This window comes from Pseudarthrobacter sp. GA104 (assembly GCF_009741265.1).
GTDB lineage: Bacteria > Actinomycetota > Actinomycetes > Actinomycetales > Micrococcaceae > Arthrobacter.
Genome location: NZ_WOWL01000001.1, coordinates 2,055,173 through 2,076,607 on the forward strand (window position 1 = coordinate 2,055,173; position 21,435 = coordinate 2,076,607).

Annotated in this window: 17 protein-coding genes; 8 read left to right on the forward strand and 9 right to left on the reverse strand. The window is 67.5% G+C overall.

Translation table 11 applies throughout. The annotated features are described in order from the left end of the window. The first annotated feature begins 4 nt into the window (after positions 1-4). On the forward strand, positions 5-1,261 hold the full coding sequence (locus tag GK109_RS09375; RefSeq protein WP_321214953.1) for a glycosyltransferase 87 family protein: 1,257 nt from the start codon (positions 5-7) through the stop codon (positions 1,259-1,261). Here GK109_RS09375 and GK109_RS09380 read toward each other — a convergent pair. Next, entirely contained in the window at positions 1,258-2,574 is a 1,317-nt protein-coding gene (locus tag GK109_RS09380; protein WP_157239993.1) for a phosphoribosyltransferase, read from the reverse strand. The two genes, GK109_RS09375 and GK109_RS09380, sit on opposite strands and share 4 nt — an antisense overlap. Before the next feature lie 63 nt (positions 2,575-2,637). Then, complete coding sequence (locus tag GK109_RS09385) at positions 2,638-2,970, reverse strand: CU044_2847 family protein (protein ID WP_157239994.1); 333 nt, start codon at positions 2,968-2,970, stop codon at positions 2,638-2,640. A gap of 192 nt (positions 2,971-3,162) precedes the next feature. Here GK109_RS09385 and acsA point away from each other — a divergent pair, with 192 nt between their 5' ends. Genes acsA through GK109_RS09410 form a run of 5 tightly spaced genes read left to right on the forward strand, consistent with a single transcriptional unit; the run spans position 3,163 to position 8,563 of the window. Next, positions 3,163-4,974, forward strand: a complete 1,812-nt coding sequence (gene acsA, locus GK109_RS09390) for an acetate--CoA ligase (RefSeq protein ID WP_157239996.1) — start codon at positions 3,163-3,165, stop codon at positions 4,972-4,974. Then, positions 4,971-5,969 (forward strand): pyruvate dehydrogenase (acetyl-transferring) E1 component subunit alpha, encoded by a 999-nt coding sequence (pdhA, locus tag GK109_RS09395; RefSeq protein ID WP_157239998.1) that lies wholly within the window; start codon positions 4,971-4,973, stop codon positions 5,967-5,969. Before acsA ends, pdhA begins: the two co-directional genes overlap by 4 nt. Further along, positions 5,966-6,946: an alpha-ketoacid dehydrogenase subunit beta gene (locus GK109_RS09400; protein WP_157240000.1), complete on the forward strand. Its 981-nt coding sequence runs from the start codon at positions 5,966-5,968 to the stop codon at positions 6,944-6,946. Before pdhA ends, GK109_RS09400 begins: the two co-directional genes overlap by 4 nt. Continuing rightward, positions 6,939-8,324, forward strand: a complete 1,386-nt coding sequence (locus GK109_RS09405; protein WP_370460499.1) for a 2-oxo acid dehydrogenase subunit E2 — start codon at positions 6,939-6,941, stop codon at positions 8,322-8,324. The genes GK109_RS09400 and GK109_RS09405 overlap by 8 nt, the downstream gene beginning before the upstream one ends. Beyond that, positions 8,321-8,563: an acyl carrier protein gene (locus GK109_RS09410; protein WP_157240001.1), complete on the forward strand. Its 243-nt coding sequence runs from the start codon at positions 8,321-8,323 to the stop codon at positions 8,561-8,563. The genes GK109_RS09405 and GK109_RS09410 overlap by 4 nt, the downstream gene beginning before the upstream one ends. Here GK109_RS09410 and mptB read toward each other — a convergent pair. Together mptB and GK109_RS09420 are read right to left on the reverse strand one after the other, a co-directional pair. Further along, complete coding sequence (gene mptB, locus GK109_RS09415; protein WP_157242805.1) at positions 8,554-10,152, reverse strand: polyprenol phosphomannose-dependent alpha 1,6 mannosyltransferase MptB; 1,599 nt, start codon at positions 10,150-10,152, stop codon at positions 8,554-8,556. The genes GK109_RS09410 and mptB overlap by 10 nt on opposite strands. A gap of 105 nt (positions 10,153-10,257) precedes the next feature. Beyond that, a complete protein-coding gene (locus GK109_RS09420; RefSeq protein ID WP_157240003.1) occupies positions 10,258-11,409 on the reverse strand; it encodes a diguanylate cyclase in 1,152 nt (383 codons plus the stop codon). Between the two features lie 143 nt (positions 11,410-11,552). Between GK109_RS09420 and GK109_RS09425 the strand changes: the two genes are divergently transcribed. Next, positions 11,553-11,789 carry a zinc-ribbon domain-containing protein gene (locus tag GK109_RS09425; protein WP_157240005.1) on the forward strand — a complete coding sequence of 79 codons (237 nt, stop codon included), beginning with the start codon at positions 11,553-11,555 and terminating at the stop codon, positions 11,787-11,789. Positions 11,790-12,093: 304 nt separating this feature from the next. After that, a complete protein-coding gene (gene rsgA, locus GK109_RS09430; protein WP_370460500.1) occupies positions 12,094-13,233 on the forward strand; it encodes a ribosome small subunit-dependent GTPase A in 1,140 nt (379 codons plus the stop codon). Between the two features lie 67 nt (positions 13,234-13,300). Here the strand turns inward: rsgA and GK109_RS09435 are convergent, their stop codons facing one another. The 5 genes from GK109_RS09435 to GK109_RS09455 form a co-directional block, all read right to left on the reverse strand. Beyond that, positions 13,301-16,831: a glycosyl hydrolase gene (locus GK109_RS09435; RefSeq protein ID WP_231754832.1), complete on the reverse strand. Its 3,531-nt coding sequence runs from the start codon at positions 16,829-16,831 to the stop codon at positions 13,301-13,303. Between the two features lie 167 nt (positions 16,832-16,998). Next, the gene (locus GK109_RS09440) at positions 16,999-18,051 is read right to left on the reverse strand and encodes a LacI family DNA-binding transcriptional regulator (RefSeq protein ID WP_157240009.1); all 1,053 of its coding nucleotides are present in this window, start codon (positions 18,049-18,051) and stop codon (positions 16,999-17,001) included. Next, positions 18,051-19,535 carry a glycoside hydrolase family 1 protein gene (locus tag GK109_RS09445; RefSeq protein ID WP_157240010.1) on the reverse strand — a complete coding sequence of 495 codons (1,485 nt, stop codon included), beginning with the start codon at positions 19,533-19,535 and terminating at the stop codon, positions 18,051-18,053. Before GK109_RS09445 ends, GK109_RS09440 begins: the two co-directional genes overlap by 1 nt. Then, a complete protein-coding gene (locus tag GK109_RS09450) occupies positions 19,532-20,449 on the reverse strand; it encodes a carbohydrate ABC transporter permease (RefSeq protein ID WP_321214941.1) in 918 nt (305 codons plus the stop codon). The genes GK109_RS09445 and GK109_RS09450 overlap by 4 nt, the downstream gene beginning before the upstream one ends. Then, complete coding sequence (locus GK109_RS09455; protein WP_157240012.1) at positions 20,446-21,435, reverse strand: carbohydrate ABC transporter permease; 990 nt, start codon at positions 21,433-21,435, stop codon at positions 20,446-20,448. The genes GK109_RS09450 and GK109_RS09455 overlap by 4 nt, the downstream gene beginning before the upstream one ends.

The following is a 21,435-nucleotide window of genomic DNA, read 5'->3' on the forward strand; positions in this document are numbered from 1 at the left end:
GCTGGTGACCGTCCGCACCAAAGTCCTCCCCGCCAAGGTGGTGGACTGGTTCGCCCGCCCGTCCTCCGTGTGGTGGGGCTTCGCCGTCGTCCATCTCTATTTCCTGGGCTGGATGGCGTCCTTCTTCCTGCACGGCGATACGTTCAGCGACACCGAGCAGTACCGCCAGTGGGCCGTGGACGGCTACAACCCGCAGGACCTGGACGGGAAGATCAGCCCCTGGGTCTACCCGGTACTGGCGCAGCTCCCCATCTTCCTCGCCAACATCGCGGGACCGGACCTGTACCTCCTCGTCTGGTTCCTGATCATCACAGCCCTCAACGCCGTCGGGCTTGCCTTCCTCACCCGCGGACCGCGGAAGGCGGGCGGCATTGCGCCCGCCTGGTGGTGGCTGTTCTTCACCGTCTTCATGGGCTACCTCAGCTTCGCGCGGGTGGAAGGCATCACCGCGCCGATCGTGCTGATCGCGCTGCTGTACGCGGCGCAGCGTCCTGTGGTGGCCGGCATCCTGCTCAGCGTCGCCACCTGGATCAAGGTATGGCCCGCGGCTGTGCTGGTACCCATCGTGATAGCCAGCCGGAAGCGGGTCCAGGTGGTCCTCTCAGGCGTCGCCGTGACCGCCGTCGTTGCGCTGGGAACGTGGATGTCCGGCGGCCTCCGGCACATCATGGACTTCCTCCTGAACCAGGGCGAGCGCGGCATGCAGCTTGAAGCCACCTTCTCCACCCCGTGGGTGTGGCTGAGCGTCTTCAACATCGCCGGTTCCAGGATGGCGGACAACACCGCCATCAACTCCACGGAGGTCTACGGCCCGGGCGCGGGGACTGCGGCTTTCCTGATGCAGCCGCTGCTGATCCTGGCCGCGGTGGTGGCCGCCGTCCTGCTGGTGCGGGCCCTGAACCGCGGCGCCGAACGGGAGGAGCTGTTCCTTGAGGGTTCCCTCATGATGGTCACGGCGTTCATCGTGTTCAACAAGGTGGGTTCGCCGCAGTTCATCATCTGGCTGGCGCCGGTGATCATCGCCGGGCTTACCCACGACTGGAACAGGTGGAAGGTCCCGGCAGCTCTGCTCATGGGCATCGCCATGACCACGTTCGTGATCTATCCCCTGTTCTATACGCCGCTGATCCACGCCCACCCGGTGATGGCGGCGATCCTCACCACGCGCAATGTGCTCCTGGTGGTGCTGCTGTGGTGGTCGGTGAAGCGGACTGCCGAGCTGGGGCGGAAATCCCCTGCCGCGGTGCCTGCCGGCGCCTAGTTGCCGGCCTGGCTCCCCGGCAGCAGGTAGCGCGCAAACCATTCCCTGGCGAGGGTTGCGGCCTGGGTGAGCGTTCCGGGTTCTTCGAACAGGTGGGTTGCCCCCGGCACCACTTCCAGCCGGACCGGCGCCCGCATCCGGTCCATTGCCTGGCGGTTCAGGGCCAGGACCTGGGTGTCGGCGCCCCCTACCACCAGCAGGGTGGGTGCGCGCACCGCCGCCAGCCGCGGCCCGGCGAGGTCCGGGCGGCCGCCGCGGGAAACGACGGCGTCCACTTCCGTGTCAGGATCGGCTGCCGCCCACAAGGCGGCACCCGCGCCGGTGCTGGCGCCGAAGTAGCCCACCTTGCATCCCGCTGTGTCACTCCTGCCGTTCAGCCAGCGGGTTGCCGCGGCCAGCCGCTCCGCCAGCAGGGCGATGTCGAAGACATTCCCGCGGTCCATCTCCTCGGCCGGGGTGAGCAGGTCCAGCAGCAGTGTGCCCAGGCCCGCCCCCTGCAGGACTGAGGCAACGTAGCGGTTGCGGGGGCTGTGCCGGCTGCTCCCGCTGCCGTGGGCGAACACCACCACTGCATTGCAGGGTTCCGGGAGGTGCAGATCGCCGTGGAGCGCCACCCCGTCCACCGCGATCTCCACATCCTGGTCGGTGCCCGCAGCCCCAGCCCCGGCGAGGCGTTCCCGCAGCGCGGCGGCATCGAGCAGCTGCACCACCTCTTCGTCGGTGGTGGGCGAGAAGTCGCGGTAGTAGTACCCCACGGCCTGGAAGTTCCGGGCGCTGATCAGGGAATAGACCTGGTCCGGCTCGGACAGTGTTCCCATCGCGTCCGCCGGGGCCACAGGAACTGCCAGGATCACCTTTGCGGCGCCCAGGTGGCGTGCAACCTGGCAGGCAACACGCGCCGTCGACCCCGTTGCGATGCCGTCGTCCACAACGATGGCAGTGCGCCCGGCAAGGTCCTTCCGGGGCCTCCCCTGGCGGTAGCGCTCCAGCCTGGACTCCAGCCGCACGCGCTCGCGCCGCTCAACGGCCTCAAGGTCATCCTCCGTGACTCCGGCGAGCGAGATGACGCGCTGGTTGAGGACCCGCGCGCCGCCTTCACCTATGGCTCCCATGGCTACTTCAGGCTGGAACGGAAGGCCGAGTTTCCGCACCACGATGACGTCCAGCGGCGCATTCAGGGCCTTCGCAACTTCGGCCGCCACCGGAACCCCTCCGCGGGGCAGCCCCAGGACCAGCACATCTTCCGCCCGGAACCGTTCCAACATGAGCCCCAGTTTCCGGCCGGCGTCAACCCTGTCCAGGAATTCATACATCAGGCCACCCCTTCGCATGGAGCCCAGTTATCTGTTCCGGGAAAACCCTCCCCCGCAGGCCCGCTACTCTTCCTCAAACAGGACCTCCGCTGCGGCCGACCATGACAGCCTCAGGACAAAGTGGCCGTCTGCGGTGTTCCGGGCAATGACCGCCCCTGCCGTCCCTGCCAGTTTCACGCCGAACTCCACTTCGATGTGTTCAGGCCCGATTTCCCGCATGGCGTCCACGGCAGCGGCGGCAGCGGGGCGGACGGCAGCGAGCGCGTCCTCCAGCCGGCGGCCGGCGTCCAGGATCCCCTGCTCGTTCCGGCCGGGATGGTCCACACCGTAGCTGTTGTCATCCACCTCGACCAGGATTGTCCCGGACCCCACTTCATAGCGGACTACTTCAGTCATGGCGGGTGCCTCCAATCACGGGCGGGGAAGGACAGTTGCCGGGTCCCGGTGCGCTTCCAGTAGACACCTGCCCGGAGCGCAGCTGACAGTGCCGAAAGGCCCGGCCGGGCGGCGCCGGTCCGGGTGCCGGCCCTCTTTCCCGGGGGACTTTCTACCCTTGCCCGCATGGGCTGCGGGGCGTCGGATAGGAACATGACGGCAGGAACCGAACGGCCCATGCGCTGGCAGCGAATCCCCAAGGACGTTCAAGGCTTCCCTGTCCGGCCCAACCTGCAGGACTATGAAACCGCCTGCCGCCAGTTCTCCTGGGACGATGCCCGCCGGGCTCTTTCCGGACTCCGGGGCGGCGGCCTGAACATAGCCCATGAAGCAGTGGACCGCCATGCCGCCGGGCCGCGGGCCCACCACGAGGCCTTGCGGTTCGTGCGCGCCGACGGATCCGCTCATTCCCTGACCTATCTGGAGCTTGCCGGCCAGACCAACCGTTTTGCCGCTGTGCTGCGGCAGCTGGGCATCGGCCGCGGGGAGCGGATCTTCTCGCTCACCGGCCGCAGCCCCGAGCTGTACGTTGCGGTGCTGGGCGCCCTCAAGAACGGAAGCGTCTTCTGCCCGTTGTTTTCCGCCTTCGGGCCGGAGCCCGTGAGGCAGCGCCTGCACCTGGGGCACGGGCGGGCGCTGGTCACCACCAGGGCTCTCTACCGCAAGAAAGTGGCCCAGATCCGGGATAGCCTCCCGGATCTCAAGCACGTCTTCCTCATTGACGCGGACGGCGCTCCGGAACCGGGGACCCTCGACCTCGCGGGGCTCCTGGCGGCCGCCCCGGCAGACAGCATCATGGCGCCCACCTCCGGCGAGGACATGGCGCTGCTGCACTTCACCAGCGGCACCACGGGCACCCCGAAAGGCGCCATCCATGTCCACGAGGCCGTCACCGCCCACTATGCGACGGGCCGGTTCGCGCTGGACCTGCACCCCTGCGACACCTACTGGTGCACAGCGGACCCCGGATGGGTCACGGGCACCTCCTACGGTGTCATCGCCCCGCTGGTGCACGGCGTCACCACAGTGGTGGACGAGGAGGAGATGGACGCGGACCGGTGGTACCGGATCCTCGCTGAGCAGCGCGTTACCGTCTGGTACACCGCGCCGACCGCCCTGCGCATGCTGATGAAAGCCGGCGCGGAGAGGGCCGCCGGGCACGATCTTTCGGCGCTGCGGTTCGTGGCCAGCGTGGGCGAGCCGCTCAACCCGGAAGTGGTGGTCTGGGGCCAGGAAGCGTTCGGCCTGCCCGTCCACGACAACTGGTGGCAGACGGAGACCGGCGGAATCATGATCGCCAACTTCGCGGCCACGGAAATCCGGCCCGGTTCCATGGGCCGGCCGCTGCCGGGAGTGGAGGCGGCGCTCGTCGCGCGGGACGGGGACGGCAAGCCGGTGGTCCGTGACGGCGACCCCGTGCTGGTCACGGAACCGGACACCATGGGGGAACTGGCGCTGCGCGCCGGCTGGCCATCAATGTTCAGGGGCTACCTCAATGAGGAGGAGCGCTACCGCAGGTGCTTCGCCGGAGGCTGGTACCTCACCGGAGACGTCGCAAAACGCGATGCGGACGGGTACTACTGGTTCGTGGGCCGCGGCGACGACGTCATCAAGTCCTCCGGCCACCTCATCGGCCCCTTCGAGGTGGAGAGCTCGCTGATGGAGCACCCGGCCGTGGCCCAGGCGGGGGTCATCGGCGTCCCGGACCCGGTGGCCGGCGAGGTGGTCAAGGCGTTTGTCGAGCTCAGGACCGGATGGGAGCCCTCCGAAGAGCTGCGCCTGGACATCATCGGTTTCGCGCGCAAGCGGCTCGGCGCCGCAGTTGCACCGCGCATGGTGGACTTCACCGCGGCGCTGCCGAAAACCCGCAGCGGAAAGATCCTTCGGAGGCTCCTGAAGGCCCGCGAACTGGGGCTCCCCGAGGGGGACACATCCACCGTCGAAACCACCACGGAGGCACCATGACCGGCACACCGGAAAGGATCGGCGCGGACCGGGCCGGCACCGCGAGGCATCTCCTGCACCAGATGCTCCGGGTGCGCCGGCTGGAGGAAAAGTGCATCGAACTCTACAGCGAGGCGAAAATCCGGGGCTTCCTGCACGTCTACATCGGCGAGGAAGCCGTGGCTGCGGGCGTCCTGGACAACCTGGACGCAGGAGACGCCGTGGTGGCAACCTACCGGGAACACGGCCATGCACTGCTGCGGGGCGTGCCCGCCGGGGCCATCCTCGCCGAAATGTATGGCAACGTCCAGGGCTGCTGCCGCGGGCGGGGCGGCTCCATGCACCTGTTCGACGCCGCCACCCGCTTCTACGGCGGCAACGCGATCGTGGCGGGCGGGCTGCCCCTCGCCGTCGGCCTAGCGCTGGCGGACAAGATGGCCGGCCGCGCGCGCGTGACGGCCTGCTTCTTCGGCGAAGGGGCCGTGGCCGAGGGAGAATTCCACGAAAGCCTGAACCTGGCGGCACTGTGGCAGTTGCCCGTGCTCTTCTGCTGCGAGAACAACCTGTATGCGATGGGCACGGCACTGCGCCGCTCCGAGTCGCAGACGGACATTGCGCTGAAGGCTGCCGGCTACGAGCTCGCGGCCTGGGCAGTGGACGGGATGGACGTCCTCGCCGTCCATGAAGCCGCCCGCCGCGCCGTGGATGCCGTGCGGTCGGGCGCGGGTCCGCACTTCCTGGAGCTGCGGACCTACCGCTTCCGTGCCCACTCCATGTTTGATCCGGAGCGCTACCGGGAGAAGGCAGAGGTGGCGCACTGGATCGAGCGGGACCCCATCACCCTCCTGCGCAACGCCCTGGAGGCTGCGGGCCAGCTGAGCGAAGACCAGTTGGCAGGCATCCAGGGTGACGCCGACGCGGAAGTGGCGGCCGCCGTCGAGTTCGCCGAAGCCGGGACTCCGGAGCCGCTGGAGGACCTGGCCCGGTTTGTCTACAGCGAGCGGGGACCGGAATGAAAACCACCTACCGGGAAGCCATCAGGGCCGGGATCCGGGATGCCATGAACCGTGACCCCCGGGTGTTCCTCATGGGCGAGGACGTGGGCGCGTACGGCGGCTGCTTCGCCGTCAGCCTGGGACTGTTCGAGGAGTTCGGGCCGCAACGGATCCGCGACACTCCCCTGTCCGAATCCGGCTTCGTCGGTGCGGGCATCGGCGCGGCGCTGGGCGGCATGCGGCCCATCGTGGAGATCATGACCGTCAACTTCAGCCTGCTGGCCCTGGACCAGATCGTGAACAACGCGGCCACGCTCCTGCACATGTCCGGCGGGCAGTTCAACGTCCCGCTGGTGATCAGGATGACCACCGGCGCGGGACGCCAGCTGGGCGCCCAGCACTCGCACAGCCTGGAGGGCTGGTACGCCCACATTCCGGGCCTGCGCATTCTCGCTCCGGCCACCCTGGAGGATGCACGCGGCATGCTCTGGACCGCGCTGGAGGACCCGGACCCGGTGCTGATTTTCGAGCACGGGACGCTCTACAACATGCCGGGCGAGCTTGATGACGGCGCCGGGCCGGTGAACATCACCGCCGCCGCCGTCCGGCGGCCGGGGACGGACGTCTCGCTCATCACCTACGGCGGCACGCTGCCGGCAGTGCTCGACGCCGCCGGGCAGCTGGCAGCGGAAGGCATCGGTGCCGAGGTACTGGACCTGCGCGTCCTGCGCCCGCTCGATGATGCGGCAATCCTGGCCACGGTGGGCAAGACGCACCGGGCCGTGGTGGTGGATGAAGGGTGGCGCAGCGGCAGCATCTCGGCCGAGATCAGCGCGCGGATCACGGAGGCGGCCTTCTACGACCTCGACGCCCCGGTGGGACGGGTCTGCAGCGCCGAGGTCCCGCTGCCCTACGCCAAGCACCTGGAGCTTGCCGCGCTTCCCTCGGCTGAACGGATCGTGGCGGCGGCGCGGGAGGTGACGGGCGGGCGTGGGTGATTTCCGCATGCCGTCCCTGGGGGCGGATATGGACCACGGCAAGATGGTGGAGTGGCTCGTCAAGCCGGGCGACTACGTCCACCGCGGTGACGTGGTGGCCGTAGTGGACACCGAGAAGACGGTCATGGACATCGAGACCTTCGAAGAGGGGGTTGTGGCCGAACTGCTGGTGGACGTCGGCACCACGGTTCCCATCGGCACCCCGCTCGCGCGGATCACTGCAACGCCCGATGACGGGACGGGAGCCATGCCGCCGGCGGAAACCCACGGGCCCCTCTCGCCCCCGGTGCGGCACCTCGCCCACCAGCTGGGAGTTGATCCGGGCTCCATCCGCGGCACGGGCAGGCACGGGGCGGTGACGCGTTCCGACGTGGAACGCGCTGCAGCGCTGGTGCCGGTGCCGGTGCCGGCAGCTCCGGAGCCCGCGGCGCCTCACGTGGAGGACGACGGCGGCAACCGTGGGCGGGTGCGCTCGTCACCTCTCGCCCGGCGCCTGGCGGCCGAGCACGGAGTTGACCTTGCGGCCGTGGCCGGGACCGGGCCCGGCGGTGCGGTCACGGAAGGCGACGTCCTCCACGCGGCCGCTGCCGCCCCCGCACCGGTGCCACCAGGGGGTGCGGCGCCGGGAGGTCCGGCATCACCGGAGCTGACTGTGCCTGAAGTCCCGGCAACAGCAGAAGAGCCTGCGGCCAGGCCCGCGGAGGACCGGCAGCGCGAGGCAAGCCTGCGCAGGGCGGTCGGGGCGCTGATGTCCCGCTCCAAGAAGACGATTCCGCACTACTACCTCAGCACCACGCTGGACATGGGTGCCGCTGTGGCCTGGATGCAGTCGGTTAACCTCCAGCGCCCCGTTTCCTCCCGGCTGGTTCCCTCTGCACTCCTGCTGAAGGCCGCCGCCCTTGCTGCCAGGGACGTGCCCGAGGTCAACGGCCTGTATGTGGATGACGAGTTCCGGCCCAGCCAGGCAGTGCATCTCGGCGTCGCCGTTGCCCTTCGGAAGGGCGGCATCGTGGCCCCGGCAATCCACGACGCCGACCAGCTCCCGGTGGACACCCTCATGGAGCAGCTGAGGGACCTCGTGTCCCGTGCCCGGGCAGGCAGGCTGCAGCGGGCAGAAATGGCCGATCCCACCATCACCGTGACCAACCTGGGCGACCTGGGCGTGGAGAGCGTGTTCGGGGTGATCTATCCGCCGCAGGTGGCCATGGTGGGCCTGGGCCGGCTGATGGAACAACCGTGGGCGCACGAGGGAATGCTCGGCGTCCGTCCCGTGGTGACGGCCACCCTCTCCGCCGACCACAGGGTGAGTGACGGCCTGCGCGGCGCACGTTATCTGGCGCGGCTGGACGAACTGCTGCAAAAACCGGAGGAACTATGAACGAACAGGACGCCCGCGCGGCAGTGCACCAGGCGATCGGGCAGGTGGCGCCGGACGTGGAGCCGGCGGACCTTACGGACGGTGCACGGCTGCGGCAGGACCTTGAACTCGATTCACTCGACTTCCTGCGGCTTGTGGAGACCATATATTCCGCAACAGGCATAAATATTCCGGAAGGCGACTACCCCCGGGTGGCGACGGTGGGCGGCCTGATCGCGTACATCGCCGGTCACGCCTGACGCCGGGCAGCCCCGCGTCTCGCCTCAATTACGGCCACAGCCCAGCGCCACCCGCGTTTTACCAGGTCAAGCGGCCTGGCCTCGATGAGCAGCCGCCGTGTATGCAGGTCGAGGAATAGAAGGTAGAACGTGAAGGCAAGGGCTGTGACGAACGCCAGCGAGGAGGCGTCGATGGGCAGTGCCACGAAGGACCACACGGAGAGCTGGTCCTGCGCCCCGAACACCACAAAGAACGTCACGCCCACGTACAACGACCTGATCTGCCAGTCGTCCCGGATACCGGTAACGGCCAGGAAAGGCAGGAACCAGAGGATGTACCAGGGCTGGATGATGGGCGAGAGCATCACGACGGCGGTAAACGCCAGCGCCATCCGGCGCACCACCCGCGAGTAGTCACCGCGGAACATCAGGACCAGGACCAGCGCGATCGCCGCCCATTTCATTCCCGTCCGCAGGAGGGTGGCGAACGTGCCGCCGGGGAGCCCCAGCACGTTGCCCAGGAACTCCACCTGCTGGCCCAGGAAGCCCGATGGCGAGTAGCCGGTATAGCCCGGCGTGGGGTCCATGATGGCCCACACCCATCCCATCCCCAGGTTGTACGGGATGCCGCTGAGGGCCAGCACGCCGAAGCTGATGCCCGCCGTCGCGCCCCACATCAGGAACTTGCGGGGCCAGGAAGCCGACGGGCCCGCCCACATCAGGCCAACAAAGGGAAGCAGGAGGACGGTGATCGGCTTGATTCCGATCGACGCGGTCACCAGCAGCACTCCGAGCAGGTACCGGCGCGTGGCCGCGAGGTAGACGCCTGCGACGGCGAGGCCCACCATGAGGGCGTCGTTGTGCGCGCTGGCGATGAAGCTGATCAGGAACAGCGGGTTGGCCACGGAGATCCAGAGTGCACGCGCCCCGTTGATGCCGTGCAGCTCCGCCAGCCTGGGCACATAGATGACGCAAAGCAGGACCCCGACGCCGGCGAGGAGGCGGAACAGGAGGACAGACACATCCGGCTGCGCGCCGGTCAGCCCCACCACCCCGCGCGCCAGCCAGAGGAAGTACGGACCGTAGGGGGTCCTGGCTTCCGCCCAGGCAGGATCGGCGCCGAGCGAGAACCAGTTGCTGAGCGTGGAAATCCCCACCTGGTAAGGGTTCTGGCCCTCCATGACCAGCCGGCCCTGGCCGGTGTAGGCGTAGACGTCGCGGGAAAATACGGGGACACAGAAAAGCAGCGGCAGGGACCAGGCAGAGATGGCGAGGACGACGGACCGCAGCGACGATTTGCCCCAATCCGCCAGGCGCTGGCCCAGCCGGAGCCAGGACCGCATCAGCACCATGGCGCCCACCGTCAGGAGCACGGTGGATACAGTCACTCCCCAGCCCTCGGTGCGGAGGGCGATTACCACCGGCTGGCGGATCATGGGTGAGCCGTTGGCGATCCACCCGGTCCCGATGGAACCGATAAACATCATCAGGGCCCCGACAAAGCCCTCGATGGTGGCCAGGTAGGCGCGGCCGGTGGCCGGGCCGGAGGCTTTAGCCGACGCTGCCGGCTGCGTCTCCGAAGTCCCGAGGTGTGACCCGCCTGCCGTCATGTTTGTCTGGTCCCTCACTTGGTTACGGCGCTGGTTGGACCAGCAATAAGGCCGCCCTGCAACGCCGCTATTTTATCAGCCGGGTTTCCCGCGCCCCTTCCGAGGCTAGAGCATACGGTCGCTGCGGGCGGTCCGGTTCCGGCCGAGCGACTTTGCCCGGTAAAGGGCGGCGTCCGCTGAGGCGATGAGGCGTTCCACATCCGTTGTGGCACCGTCATACGTGGAAATACCGTAACTGACAGTCGGCATGTCCATCCCGTCCACGGTTGCAGCCGCCGCCAGGCGCCGGCTGATCGACTTAGCGATGATTTCCGCCCGTTCCGCGCTGGCACCCGGGATAAGGATCACAAATTCCTCCCCGCCGTAGCGTCCCACCAGGTCGGTGGACCGCACCGTGGCGGCGCAGGCGTCCGCGAACGTCTGCAGGGCCACGTCCCCGGCGGCGTGGCCGTAGGTGTCGTTGACCGCCTTGAAGTGGTCCAGGTCCGCCAGGACCAGGGCGCCGGTGCCTTTGGCGATGGACAGGTCGGCCAACTGTTCGGCCGCCAGGTTCAGGAAGGCCTTGCGGTTGAGGAGGCCGGTGAGGTCATCGCGGGAGGCCACCATGCGCAGCGCCCTGGTCTGCTGTTCATTGCTGAGGGCCGCCATGCTGAAGGAAACCACCACCAGGAGGACCATGGTCACCAGTGTGGTCACCGCGGAACCAAAAACAGTGACGAAGATGGGGCCGTCCTGCCCCTCCAGCATGAACGCCGCCCAGCGCAGTACATAGAACACGGAGAGTCCGCCTGCCGCCGCCGCCATGGGGATCCGCACGCGCGAGTATCCCGGTTCCAGCCGCCAGAGCTCGCGCGACGCCAGGCCTATGGTGAGGCTCATGGCTGCCAGGAACACGGGGCCGCCGGACCAGGTGTTGGTGGCCGGGTTGTCCAGGACCGAGGCAACCAGGGTCACCAGGGGGATGGCGGCGAACGCCCACGTTGGCGGCGGCACGGTCCGCAGCGACCGGGCGCCCGCCCAGACAGCCACTCCGCCGAGCACCAGGAGCACGTTGCCCAAGGGGTTGCCCCAGACCTGGTGTGCTGTTCCATCCAGGAGGAAACAGCCGGATCCTGACAGGAAAAACAGCAGCGCCAGGCACCACCAGCCGCTGTAGGGCGAGCGCGTGGTCCGGTAGGCGGAGAAGTAGAAGAGGAGCACCAGCACCAGCGCCATCAGGCCAAAGGCGATCCGGAGGGTTGTGGTATCCAGAGCCATGTTTCCGAAGTCCCCCCACTGCCGATACCGCGCCGACCCCAAGTATCGCACCGGTCCGGGAGGTTGTCAGGATGGGATTACGGCTGGCGCAGGGCCTAGTGTTGTCAGGACAGCCAGCAGGACTATTCCGGAAGGCAATCCCCATGCTCCTTCTCTTTGGTTTCAAGACCGTGCTCAAGGCCTTGCCCGGGAAACCGGCCACCTGCCAGTACTGCCGGGCGTTCGCCCACCACCGCCTTGAGGAGCGGGCCACCAAGTTCACGCTCTTCTTCATTCCGGTGTTCACCACGTCGCGTTCCTACCAGATCACGTGCACCAATTGCGGGCACGTCTCGAGCATTTCCGCGCGGCAGAAGCGGGCGTTGGAACTGCAGCGCTAACCAACCCAAACCGCCCATGGAACAAAAGCGGAAAACCATGGACGTTCGTGCCGCCCGTGGCTAGAGTGGGACCCGACTGTGAGCCTCGGCTCCAGGAGTTGGCGGGAAATACCGGGACGTGTCCGTCCTGATGTGGCAAAAGGAGGTGTCTGTGATGACTGTTCAAGCCCTGCGTCCTGCGCGCCCCGCACTTTTCATCCGGACCCTTCCCCTTTTCCGCACCGGCCCCGCCTGACCTCCCGCGGGGCGCCGAACACCAAAGGCCGCAGGCCGGTGCGCGGGGGCCCTCCCGTGAGGTATCACAGTGAACACATCGTCAGGCAGCGGCCTGGAAAGCACCAACCACCCAAGCGACGGTCCGCTCCCCTATGGCTATACCCCCGCCGTCGCCCAGCACTTCGAGGACCATCCGATGCCGGCGGCCACCGGGCGCGGGCGGGTGGTCCGCGTGGACAGGAACCTGCTGCTGGTGGCTGCGGGCTCGGACCTGCTGCACCTGCCCTATCCGCTGAGCGGAAAACCGGCAGTAACCGGAGACTGGGTGTGGATAGGCCCCAACCGGGCCGGCGAGCGCCAGATCCTCAGCGTCCTGCCGCGCCGTTCGGAACTGAGCCGCAAGCGCGCGTTCGAAGCCTCCTCCGAGGCACAGGTCCTGGCCGCCAACATGGACACCGTCGGCGTGGTGGTCCCGGTCGACCGGCCCCTGACTCACAACCGGTTGGAACGCACCCTTGTGGCCGCGTGGGACTCGGGGGCTACTCCCCTGGTGATCATCACCAAGGCGGACCTCGCGGACGTGGCGGACGACGTCGTCGGGAAAGTCATCCTGCAGGCTGCAGGCGTGGATGTGGTCACCACCTCCGCGGAAACCGGCGACGGCATCGATCATCTGCTGGCGCACATCCCGGCGGGCGGAACCATCGTGCTCCTGGGGCCATCGGGTGCCGGAAAGTCCACGCTCATCAATGCGCTGGTGGGCCGCGACATCCAGGACACCGGCGAGGTGCGCTCCGGCGACTTCAGGGGGAGGCACACCACCACCTCCCGGGAACTGGTGCCGCTTGCGAGCGGGACGGTGCTGATGGACACGCCTGGCGTGCGGGGCTTCGGCCTGTTCGACGCCGAGGACGGCATCGGCGAGATGTTCGGCGATGTGGAGGCGCTGGCGGCCGGGTGCAGGTTTTCGGACTGTTCCCACCAGGGCGAACCCGGCTGCGCTGTTCAGGAGGCTCTTGCCACAGGCGTGCTGGAGGAGCGCCGCTGGCACAACTACCTGAAGCTGCAGCGGGAGCTTGCCGCCCTGGCCCGCCGGAGCGACGCCGCGGCGCAGCGTGCCTACCAGCGGGAGTGGCACCAGAAAGTGGTGGCGGCAGGGAAGTCCCAGCGCTGGGCCGAACGCGAGACGGCGGAGAGGAAGGAACGGCCGGGCCGGAAGCGGCGGTGACGGCCGGTGGCTCCGCGGCCCGGGTTTCCGGGGCCGCGGAGCCACCTGATAGTTGTAGTTCCCTTTCTTACTTGGTGGCCGCCATGGTGGTCAGCCACCCTCCGGTGCCGATTTCCGTGACGGCAGCAATCCGCACCTGATACTCCGTTTTTCCGAGAAGTCCCGTGATCTTTGCATCCGTCGCCGTATTGACCCCGTCACCAAAGGTCCGCCAGTTCACTCCGTCGGTAGAGGTCTCAATGACGTAGTCGGTGACCGGGAACCCGCCATCGAAGGCAGGCGCGGTCCAGGACACCAGCAAGGATTTGCCTTGCACCTTTATCACGGCACCGCGGGGTGCGGAGGGTGCCGGGATGGTGGTGGCTGCCACCGGCTGGGAGAACTCGCCGGGCCCTGCTGCCGAGACTGACTGCACCCTGATCTGGTATTCAGTTCCGGGGTTCAGTCCCGGGACCCGGGCTCCCGGCGTGGACGTTACGGAGTCATACACCGGGAGCCACTCCGTGTCACCGGTGGCGCGGTACTGCAGCCGGTAGTCACTGATCGGGGCCGTGCCGGTTACCAGCGGGGCCGCCCAGGCGACATCAATGGCGGAACCGCTGACCGGAGTCAGCTTCACTTCGCTGGGGCTGCCGGGAAGTCCTGAAGGCTCAGGCTCCGGATCAGACCCGCCGCCAAGGGTAAGCCCTGCGAAGGGTGCCTTGACCACCGAGGTGGCCAGGTCGATGGTTGACGGCGATGTGCCCAAGACGTTCCACAGCTCAACCTTCATGGCGCCATCCACCAAAGCTCCAAGCTCGCCCTCGACGGAGGAGAAGCCACGCTCCGCGGTATACCGTTCGTATCCCGTCACCGGGTCGGTGGGGAAATAGTTGTACGTTTCAATCCTGTCGAAGGTGCCGTCTCCGGTCAGGTCATACGAGACCCTGATGCGGGTTCCGTTCCCGACGCCGGCAGTGTCCACGCCGATGTCGAACGCGGTCCTGCTGCCTGCAAAAGTGCCATTCAGGTTATCGGCCGTCAGGGTAAGACCTGTTGCCGGATCACCGACTGCGTCGGGTCCGCTGCGGGGGGCGAGCGTTGCCACCGGCGCGGTGCCGGGCTGGGACAGGAACGATCCGTCGGCACCGAGGTAGAACGTGGTGGTGGTCGGTGCGGGCGGGTCCGTGGGATCCCCGGGTAGTTCCGTGCCGCTCGGCGCGCCGCCGCCGCTCCAGGTTTGCGCACCGGATGTGGTCGTCTTGCCGGCGGCGACGCCAAGCACCGTGCCGTCGGAGAAGGTGACCGTCAGGGGTTCCTGCGTAATGTTGCTCGCCACGTAGGTCCTGGCCCCGTCCTTGGTGAACACAGCCGCCATCGGATCATCGGCTCGGACGCTGCTGTCCAGGGTTCCCAAGGATGCAAGATTGGCGATCCAATGATAGGTGTGGGCCCGGCTCTCGCCTTCCTCCTCCGGGTATTCACGGTCGTTGTCCAGCGCGGCAAGTGCTGCCGGCGCATCCCCGAGGGCCAGGTAGGACCACAGGATGTCCTGCCATACGGTGGGATTGCCGTTGTTCACGTCCACCATTTCGGCGTAGTTGGACACAACGTCATCCGGACGCAGGCCCAGGTAAAGGTGCCCGCCGGTGATCGGCAGGGTATTGATGCCCTGGATCATCTCGGCTTCGGCACTGAACCACGTGGAGTACGTGCCGCCGTCGCCCCAGATCATGCCGGCCGTGCTGTGGCCAAAGGAGTCGGGCATGGCGCCGGATTCGTCGAACCAGTACTGCTGGATAGCGGCGGTCTGGGTTGCGTAGAGGTAGATGCCCGCGTCGCGGGTGGCAGTATCTCCGGTTGCCGTTCCCCATTGGATGAGGCCGTTGGCGAAGTTTTGTCCCTCGGAGCTCGATTCCTGGTTGTTACCGGCGCCGAACGCGCCGTGACCCGACGCCCAGTCGTGGCCGGCGTAGATATCGAAGTCGCGCAGATACGGGTAGCGGGTGTCGGCGCGGTCGAAGTTGTTGGCATCGGCAATCAGTTCATCCACCATGCCCCCGTAGGCAGCGTCTGCCGCCCACTCCGGTTCAAACCGTGCCAGGGTGGCCGCTGCCACCACGAAGTAGCCGTAGTGGAAATGGTGGTCGTTGAGTTCCTTGTCGGAACCGTACGATGCCGGGAACCCGACGAGGGTGCCCCAGTTCGAGTTATAGGCGAAGACCTGTTCGGTCTCGCCGGGCGAGGCGGTGAACCAGTTGGTGAGCGTTTCCTTCATCTGGGCAAGGGCGGTGTCGCGCACAGCCGTACGGTCGAGCTGGTCGGCGATCTCCACGATGCGGGCGGCGCGGCCGAGGGCCTTGCCGGTCCAGTAGGTGTCGTCCTTGTCGATGCTCATGGGGTCGGCGGCGACCTGGTCGAGCAGGGCGTCCAGGCGGGCGTTCGCTTCACCGGCCCCTGTCGCTACGGCCGGGACCTCAGGCAGCACGCCGGTGAAAGGGGTGTTTGTGGTGAAGGAGGTGGCACCGATCAGCGTGGTCATAGCGCCGCGCGGGGACACGTAGGTGCGGTCCAGCTCGGCACCGGCGGAGGGTCCGTCGCCGGTCACGCCGCCGAGGTAAGCGCTCTGGTGCGGGTAGAGCGAGAGCACGGTGCCGGAGTTGGTTCCCTCCCGCACCTCTGTCTCGGCCGAGTAGGTGGTCTCAACCACGCTGCCGGCCTCGTTGTAGACGAAATCGGCCCGTGTTCCAGTGACTTTGGCATAGGCGTACGGCGTGTAGTCGTCAGCGACGGCCGTGCGCGCCGCGTCGGTGTCGGATTGGCCCGTCGGCAGTGCGGCCACGGAGAGATACCCCTTGCCGTTGAGCGTGCTGCTCAGTTTCGTTCCGGAGACGGTCCAGGCAGCGCCGGTGGGTGCGAACGCGACGTAGTCCCCGCCGCCGGAGCTGAACCCGATGCGCTCACCGTCGTTGAGCCAGACGCGCAGGTCGGCTCCGGCGGTGATGACGGCGTCCCCGCCGGCGATGTCGTACCAGCTGAAGGGCAGGCCGTGCCCGATGGTGGCGGTCATTGACCGGGTGCCGTCACTCCAGGAGGGGGTGACGGTCCAGTCGGTCCAGTCGGCGACCTCGACTACGGGGGCGGTCAGCCCGGCGACGCCGACCATCACGTCCTGCGCGTAGGCGTAGTGGAATTCACCGATGCCGCCGGCTGTCCCGCTCATGGTCGGAGTCGTGGTGTTCGAGAGCCCGAGGCCGGCGGCCTGGGGAAGGTAGGAAAGCGGGTGCGCGTGCAGCGGCTCGCTGCCCACGCAGTTGTACTTCTTGAACAGGAGCGAGGACCACCAGTCATTGGTGGGAACCGCTCCGGCCGGGGCGGCATCAGTTACGTAGGCCCGGGCATCGGTCGCAAGTGGCGCGCAGCCCTCGGGTGCAGGCCCGATGGCATCCGTGGTGTAGCTTCCGGTGCCGACAGGAAGGGTTTCCGCGTTCGCCGTCCCTGCCGGAATGAGGCCGCCCAGGACAACCGCGGCCACGCCCAGTGCGGCAAGCCGTGGCGCTGCGGCCCTATCCCTGCTCCGGCTCTTCCGGGGTTCCCGGACCTTATGGTGGATCGTCATGATACTCATCCTGTCTGTTCGTGTCGCCTCGTTGCTCCACGGGCAAGCGGCCCCAACATCTAAACCACTGAGGATGGGTGGGAGCGCTCTCACACAGAGTAGGCAGTAGTGACAGAAACCACAAGGGCCACTTTGGTGCGGTGAAAGCCGGCGCGGCGACGTCCGGGTCAGCGGGCGGTGCTGCCCCGGACCACCAGTTCGGCCGGGTAGATGACCGGTTCCAGCTGCTCTTCCGGGTTTTCGATCGCGCGGATCAGGAGCTGTCCGGCTGTCACGGCCATATCCACCATCGGCTGCGTCACAGTGGTCAGGCCCATGCCATTGGCCGCCAGGAGGGAATGGTTGTCGAACCCCACAACAGCAACGTCCTCCGGAACCCTCCGGCCCCCGCCCCGCACAGTTTCAATGACACCCAGGGCCATCAGGTCCGAGGCGGCGAAAACGCCGTCGAGCTCCGGCGCCTCGGAGAACAGGTTCCTTGCCGCTTCGGCGCCGCCCGCCGTCGTGAAGTCCCCATGGATGACGGGGCCGGGCTGCAGCCCGGCCTCCCGGACACCCTGCATCCATCCGTCCAGGCGGTCGACTGCCGCTGTCATGTCGGCGGGTCCTGCCACGGTTCCAAGCCGGGTGCACCCGGTGGCGGCCAGGTGGCGGGCGGCAAGCCGGCCGCCCTCGAAGTTGTCCAGGTCCACATAAGGGACGCCGAAGCCCGCGGCCCAGGGCCTGCCGATGAAGACAGTGGGCAGGCCGGTTGTGCCAAGGGTCTCCGCCCAGTCGTCCGCCTTGTGGAACGAGACCACGATCGCGCCGTCCACGTGCCCGCCCCGCAGGTACCGCATGGTCCGGGCGGAGTCATCCCCAGCCCGGGACATCAGCAGCACCAGCTGCATGTCGGTGCCCCGGAGTGCCTCGTTGACGCCGGTGATGACGGCGGCGAAGAAGGGGTCCATCATCACCCGTGCGTCCGGCTCCGGGATGACCAGCGCAATGGATCCGGTGCGCCTGGTCACCAGGCTCCGGGCCGCACGGTTCGGCGTGTAGCCGAGCGCCACGATCGCAGCGTCGACGGCGGCCTGGGCCTCCGGACTGACCTTCAGCCCGCCGTTGATCGCCCTGGACGCGGTGGAGCGGGACACTCCGGCGGCCGTGGCGAGGTCCTCGAGCGTCGGGCTGGGCCGCCCGGCGTGCAGGAGGCCGGGCCGGCGGGACTTTTCGTTCATTACACAGACAATACGACACCTGGCTCCGTAGACGGCACGGGGCTGCTGCCGGCCGGAATGGCATTGGATGCGGCCACCGCCGAGTACCACCAGGCACTGGCTTTCGGGATGCGCTCCTGGGTTGCATAATCAACCCGGACCAGGCCAAAGCGCTGGTGGTAGCCGAAGGACCACTCGAAGTTGTCCAGCAGGGACCACGCCAGGTATCCGCGGACGTCCACGCCGTCAGCTATGGCATCATGCACCGCCTGGAGGTGTGCCGCGAAGAACCCCAGCCGGTCCTGGTCGTCCACGAAGCCCGCCTCGTCCGGGACATCGTCGTACGCTGCACCGTTTTCGGTGATGTAGATGGGGATCCCGGCAGGACCCGTGTACTCAGCCTGCAGCCGGTTGAGCAGGCGCCGCAGCCCCTCCGGCTGGACCTCCCAGCCCATTCCCGTCACCGGCAGGCCGCGGGATACCGATCGGGCGCCGTCGGCTGCCACGAACGGGGAGGACACCGGGCGGGCTGCCTGCCCCGGAGCCGCCGTCGTCTCCTGCCCCGCCAGTTCCCCGGGGTCCGCCGGATCCTTCGTGAGGGATTCCCCGTGGTAGTAGTTGACGCCCAGCAGGTCCAGCGGCGTGGATATGATCTCCAGGTCCCCGTCCTGCACCAGGTCAGCCATTCCAAGGTGCGCCACGTCTGCCAGCAGGTCAGCCGGGTACTCGCCCCTGAACAGCGGATCCAGGAAGATCCTGTTGAACTGGCCGTCGATCCGCCTGGCTGCGTCCCGGTCACCCTCGCTGCCGGGATCCCGCGGATCCGGGACCGTCAGGTTCAGGGTGATGCCCACAGAGGCGTCCGGATCCTCGCGGCGCAGCGCACGGGCTGCCAGGCCGTGGCCGAGCAGCAGGTGGTGGGCGGCGGCAAGTCCGGCCTGCGGGTCCTGCCTTCCCGGCGCGTGGATACCGGCGGCGTAGCCGAGGAACGCCGAGCACCACGGCTCGTTGAGGGTGGTCCAGATCCGGACCCTGTCCCCCAGGACGCCGTGCATGAGCGCCGCGTACTCGGCGAAACGGTAGGCCGTGTCCCGGTTGGCCCAGCCGCCCTTGTCTTCAAGTGCCTGCGGCAGGTCCCAGTGGTAGAGGGTCAGCCACGGCGTGATTCCGGCAGCAAGCAGTTCATCCACCAGGCGGGAGTAGAAGGCGATGCCTTCGGGATTGGGCGTGACGCCGTCGGGCATGCAGCGGGCCCAGGACGTGGAGAAGCGGTAGGCCTTCATGTGCAGCCGGCCCATGAGCGCCACGTCCTGCTTGTAGCGCCGGTAGTGGTCGCAGGCCACGTCGCCGTTGTGGCCGTCCGCCACGGCGCCGGGAACCCGGGCGAACACGTCCCAGATGGAGTCCTGCCGGCCCCCGGTGTGTGCTGCGCCTTCGATCTGGTAGGCAGCGGTTGCCGCGCCCCAGAGAAAGCCCTCCGGAAACGGAAGTTGGGTGGAACTCATCCTTTGACTGCTCCTTGCATAATTCCGGATACGAGTTGGCGGCCTGCCGCGATAAACAGGAGCAGGAGCGGGACGGTGGCCAGGACGGCTCCGGCCAGGACCACGGAGTAGTCCACGAAGTGGGCGGCCTGCAACAGCTGCAGCGCCACCGGAAGGGTGGGGTTCGACGGGTCAAGGACAATGAACGGCCAGAAGAAGTTCGTCCAGGTGGCCACGAAAGTGAACAGGGCGAGCATGGCGGCCGCCGGCCGCGCGGCCGGGAATCCGATGTACCAGAAGGCCTGGATCATGGAAGCCCCGTCCATCCGCACGGCCTCGATGAGTTCATCCGGGAGGGCGTCACGCAGGTATTGGGTCATCCAAAACACGCCGAAGGCGGTAACAACGCCCGGAATGATCACAGCCCAAAGCGAGCCGGTCCACCCCAGCCTGGACATCACGATAAACAGCGGGACGACGCCGAGCTGGGTGGGAACCGCCATGGTGGCGATGACGAACACCAGCAGCCCCTTGCTGCCGCGGAAGCGGAGCTTGGCGAAGGCGAATCCGGCAAGGGTGGAGAATACGACGACGGAAGCCGCGGTCACGCACGAGACGATGAGGCTGTTGCCCATCGCCTTCCAGAACGGGATGCTGTCAAAGACTTTGGCGGCGTTGGCCAGGAAGTTCCCGCCCGGCAGCAGCGGGATGCCGCGGCTCAGGACGGTGTTGTCATGGCTGCCCACCAGGAAGGACCAATACAACGGAAAGAGTGACGCCAGCAGGACGGCACCCAGGAAGCCGTAGGTGAGGAAGCCTGGCCTGCGGGCACCGCCGTGGCCAGCCCCGGGACCCCTGGCACCTGGCCGGCGCCGCGCTGCTGCCCGGGCGGCCCCCTTCCCGGCAGTCTGTTCAATCATGGGGATGGAGCTCACTTACGGCCTCCCTGGCTTGCGATGCGCGTGGTAATGAGGAAGTTGAGCAGGGCAATCAGCACGATGATCAGGAAGAGCAGCCAGGCAACGGCAGAGGCCCTGCCGAAGTTGCGCTGGCCCCAGCCGAGTTCCCAGATGTACATGGTCAGCGTCTGCCACTGCCGGTCCGCTCCGCCCAGGCCGGACTGGTCAAAGACCCGCGGCTCGTCGAAGATCTGCAGGCCGCCGATGGTGGAGGTGATCACCACGAAGATCACCGTGGGCCGCAGCATGGGGACGGTCACGGAGAAGAACTGCCGCAGCCTGCCGGCCCCGTCGATGGTTGCCGCTTCAAACACATCCCGCGGGATGGCCTGCATGGCTGCGAGGAAGATCAGCGCGTTGTAGCCGGTCCAGCGGAAGTTCACCATGGTGGCGATTGCCAGATGGCTTGCCAGCGGGTCGGAATGCCACCGGACCGGGTCCAGCCCTGCCCCCGCCAACATCCCGTTGATCAGCCCGAACTGGTCCGCGAAGAGGTTGTTGAAGATCAGGCCCACCGCCACCGGTGCAACGACGAAGGGCACCAGGACCCCCATCCGCCAGAATGTCCTTGCCCTCAGGTTCGCGTCCAGCACCGCTGCTATCACCAGGGCGATGACAACCTGGGGGACTGAAGACAGGATGAAGATGCTGAAGGTGTTGCCCACGGCGTTCCAGAAGTAGGGCTGGGCCACAACGAAGGCATAGTTTTCCAGGCCCGTGAACTTCCCCTGTCCGCCGATCAGGTTCCAGTTGTGCAGGGAAACCCACGCTGTGTAGACGAGCGGGAAGAGCCCGGTGACGGCGAACAGGATAAAGAACGGCGAGATGTAGAGGTAGGGGGATAACTTGACGTCCCACCTGGAGACCTGTTGCGAGAAGGCCAGGCGCCGGACGCCCTTCGTATCTTCCGGGGGAACCTGCGCCCCTCCGCTCCGTGGCCGGACCCGGTCGGTGACAGCCAT

Coding starts and splice junctions, on each gene's coding strand:
- GK109_RS09380 (WP_157239993.1), bottom strand. CDS start 2,574: ATGTATGAATTCCTGGACAGGGTTGACGCCGGCCGGAAACTGGGGCTC.
- GK109_RS09385 (WP_157239994.1), bottom strand. CDS start 2,970: ATGACTGAAGTAGTCCGCTATGAAGTGGGGTCCGGGACAATCCTGGTC.
- acsA (WP_157239996.1), top strand. CDS start 3,163: ATGACGGCAGGAACCGAACGGCCCATGCGCTGGCAGCGAATCCCCAAG.
- pdhA (WP_157239998.1), top strand. CDS start 4,971: ATGACCGGCACACCGGAAAGGATCGGCGCGGACCGGGCCGGCACCGCG.
- GK109_RS09400 (WP_157240000.1), top strand. CDS start 5,966: ATGAAAACCACCTACCGGGAAGCCATCAGGGCCGGGATCCGGGATGCC.
- GK109_RS09410 (WP_157240001.1), top strand. CDS start 8,321: ATGAACGAACAGGACGCCCGCGCGGCAGTGCACCAGGCGATCGGGCAG.
- mptB (WP_157242805.1), bottom strand. CDS start 10,152: ATGACGGCAGGCGGGTCACACCTCGGGACTTCGGAGACGCAGCCGGCA.
- GK109_RS09420 (WP_157240003.1), bottom strand. CDS start 11,409: ATGGCTCTGGATACCACAACCCTCCGGATCGCCTTTGGCCTGATGGCG.
- GK109_RS09425 (WP_157240005.1), top strand. CDS start 11,553: ATGCTCCTTCTCTTTGGTTTCAAGACCGTGCTCAAGGCCTTGCCCGGG.
- GK109_RS09435 (WP_231754832.1), bottom strand. CDS start 16,831: ATGACGATCCACCATAAGGTCCGGGAACCCCGGAAGAGCCGGAGCAGG.
- GK109_RS09440 (WP_157240009.1), bottom strand. CDS start 18,051: ATGAACGAAAAGTCCCGCCGGCCCGGCCTCCTGCACGCCGGGCGGCCC.
- GK109_RS09445 (WP_157240010.1), bottom strand. CDS start 19,535: ATGAGTTCCACCCAACTTCCGTTTCCGGAGGGCTTTCTCTGGGGCGCG.
- GK109_RS09455 (WP_157240012.1), bottom strand. CDS start 21,435: ATGGCTGTCACCGACCGGGTCCGGCCACGGAGCGGAGGGGCGCAGGTT.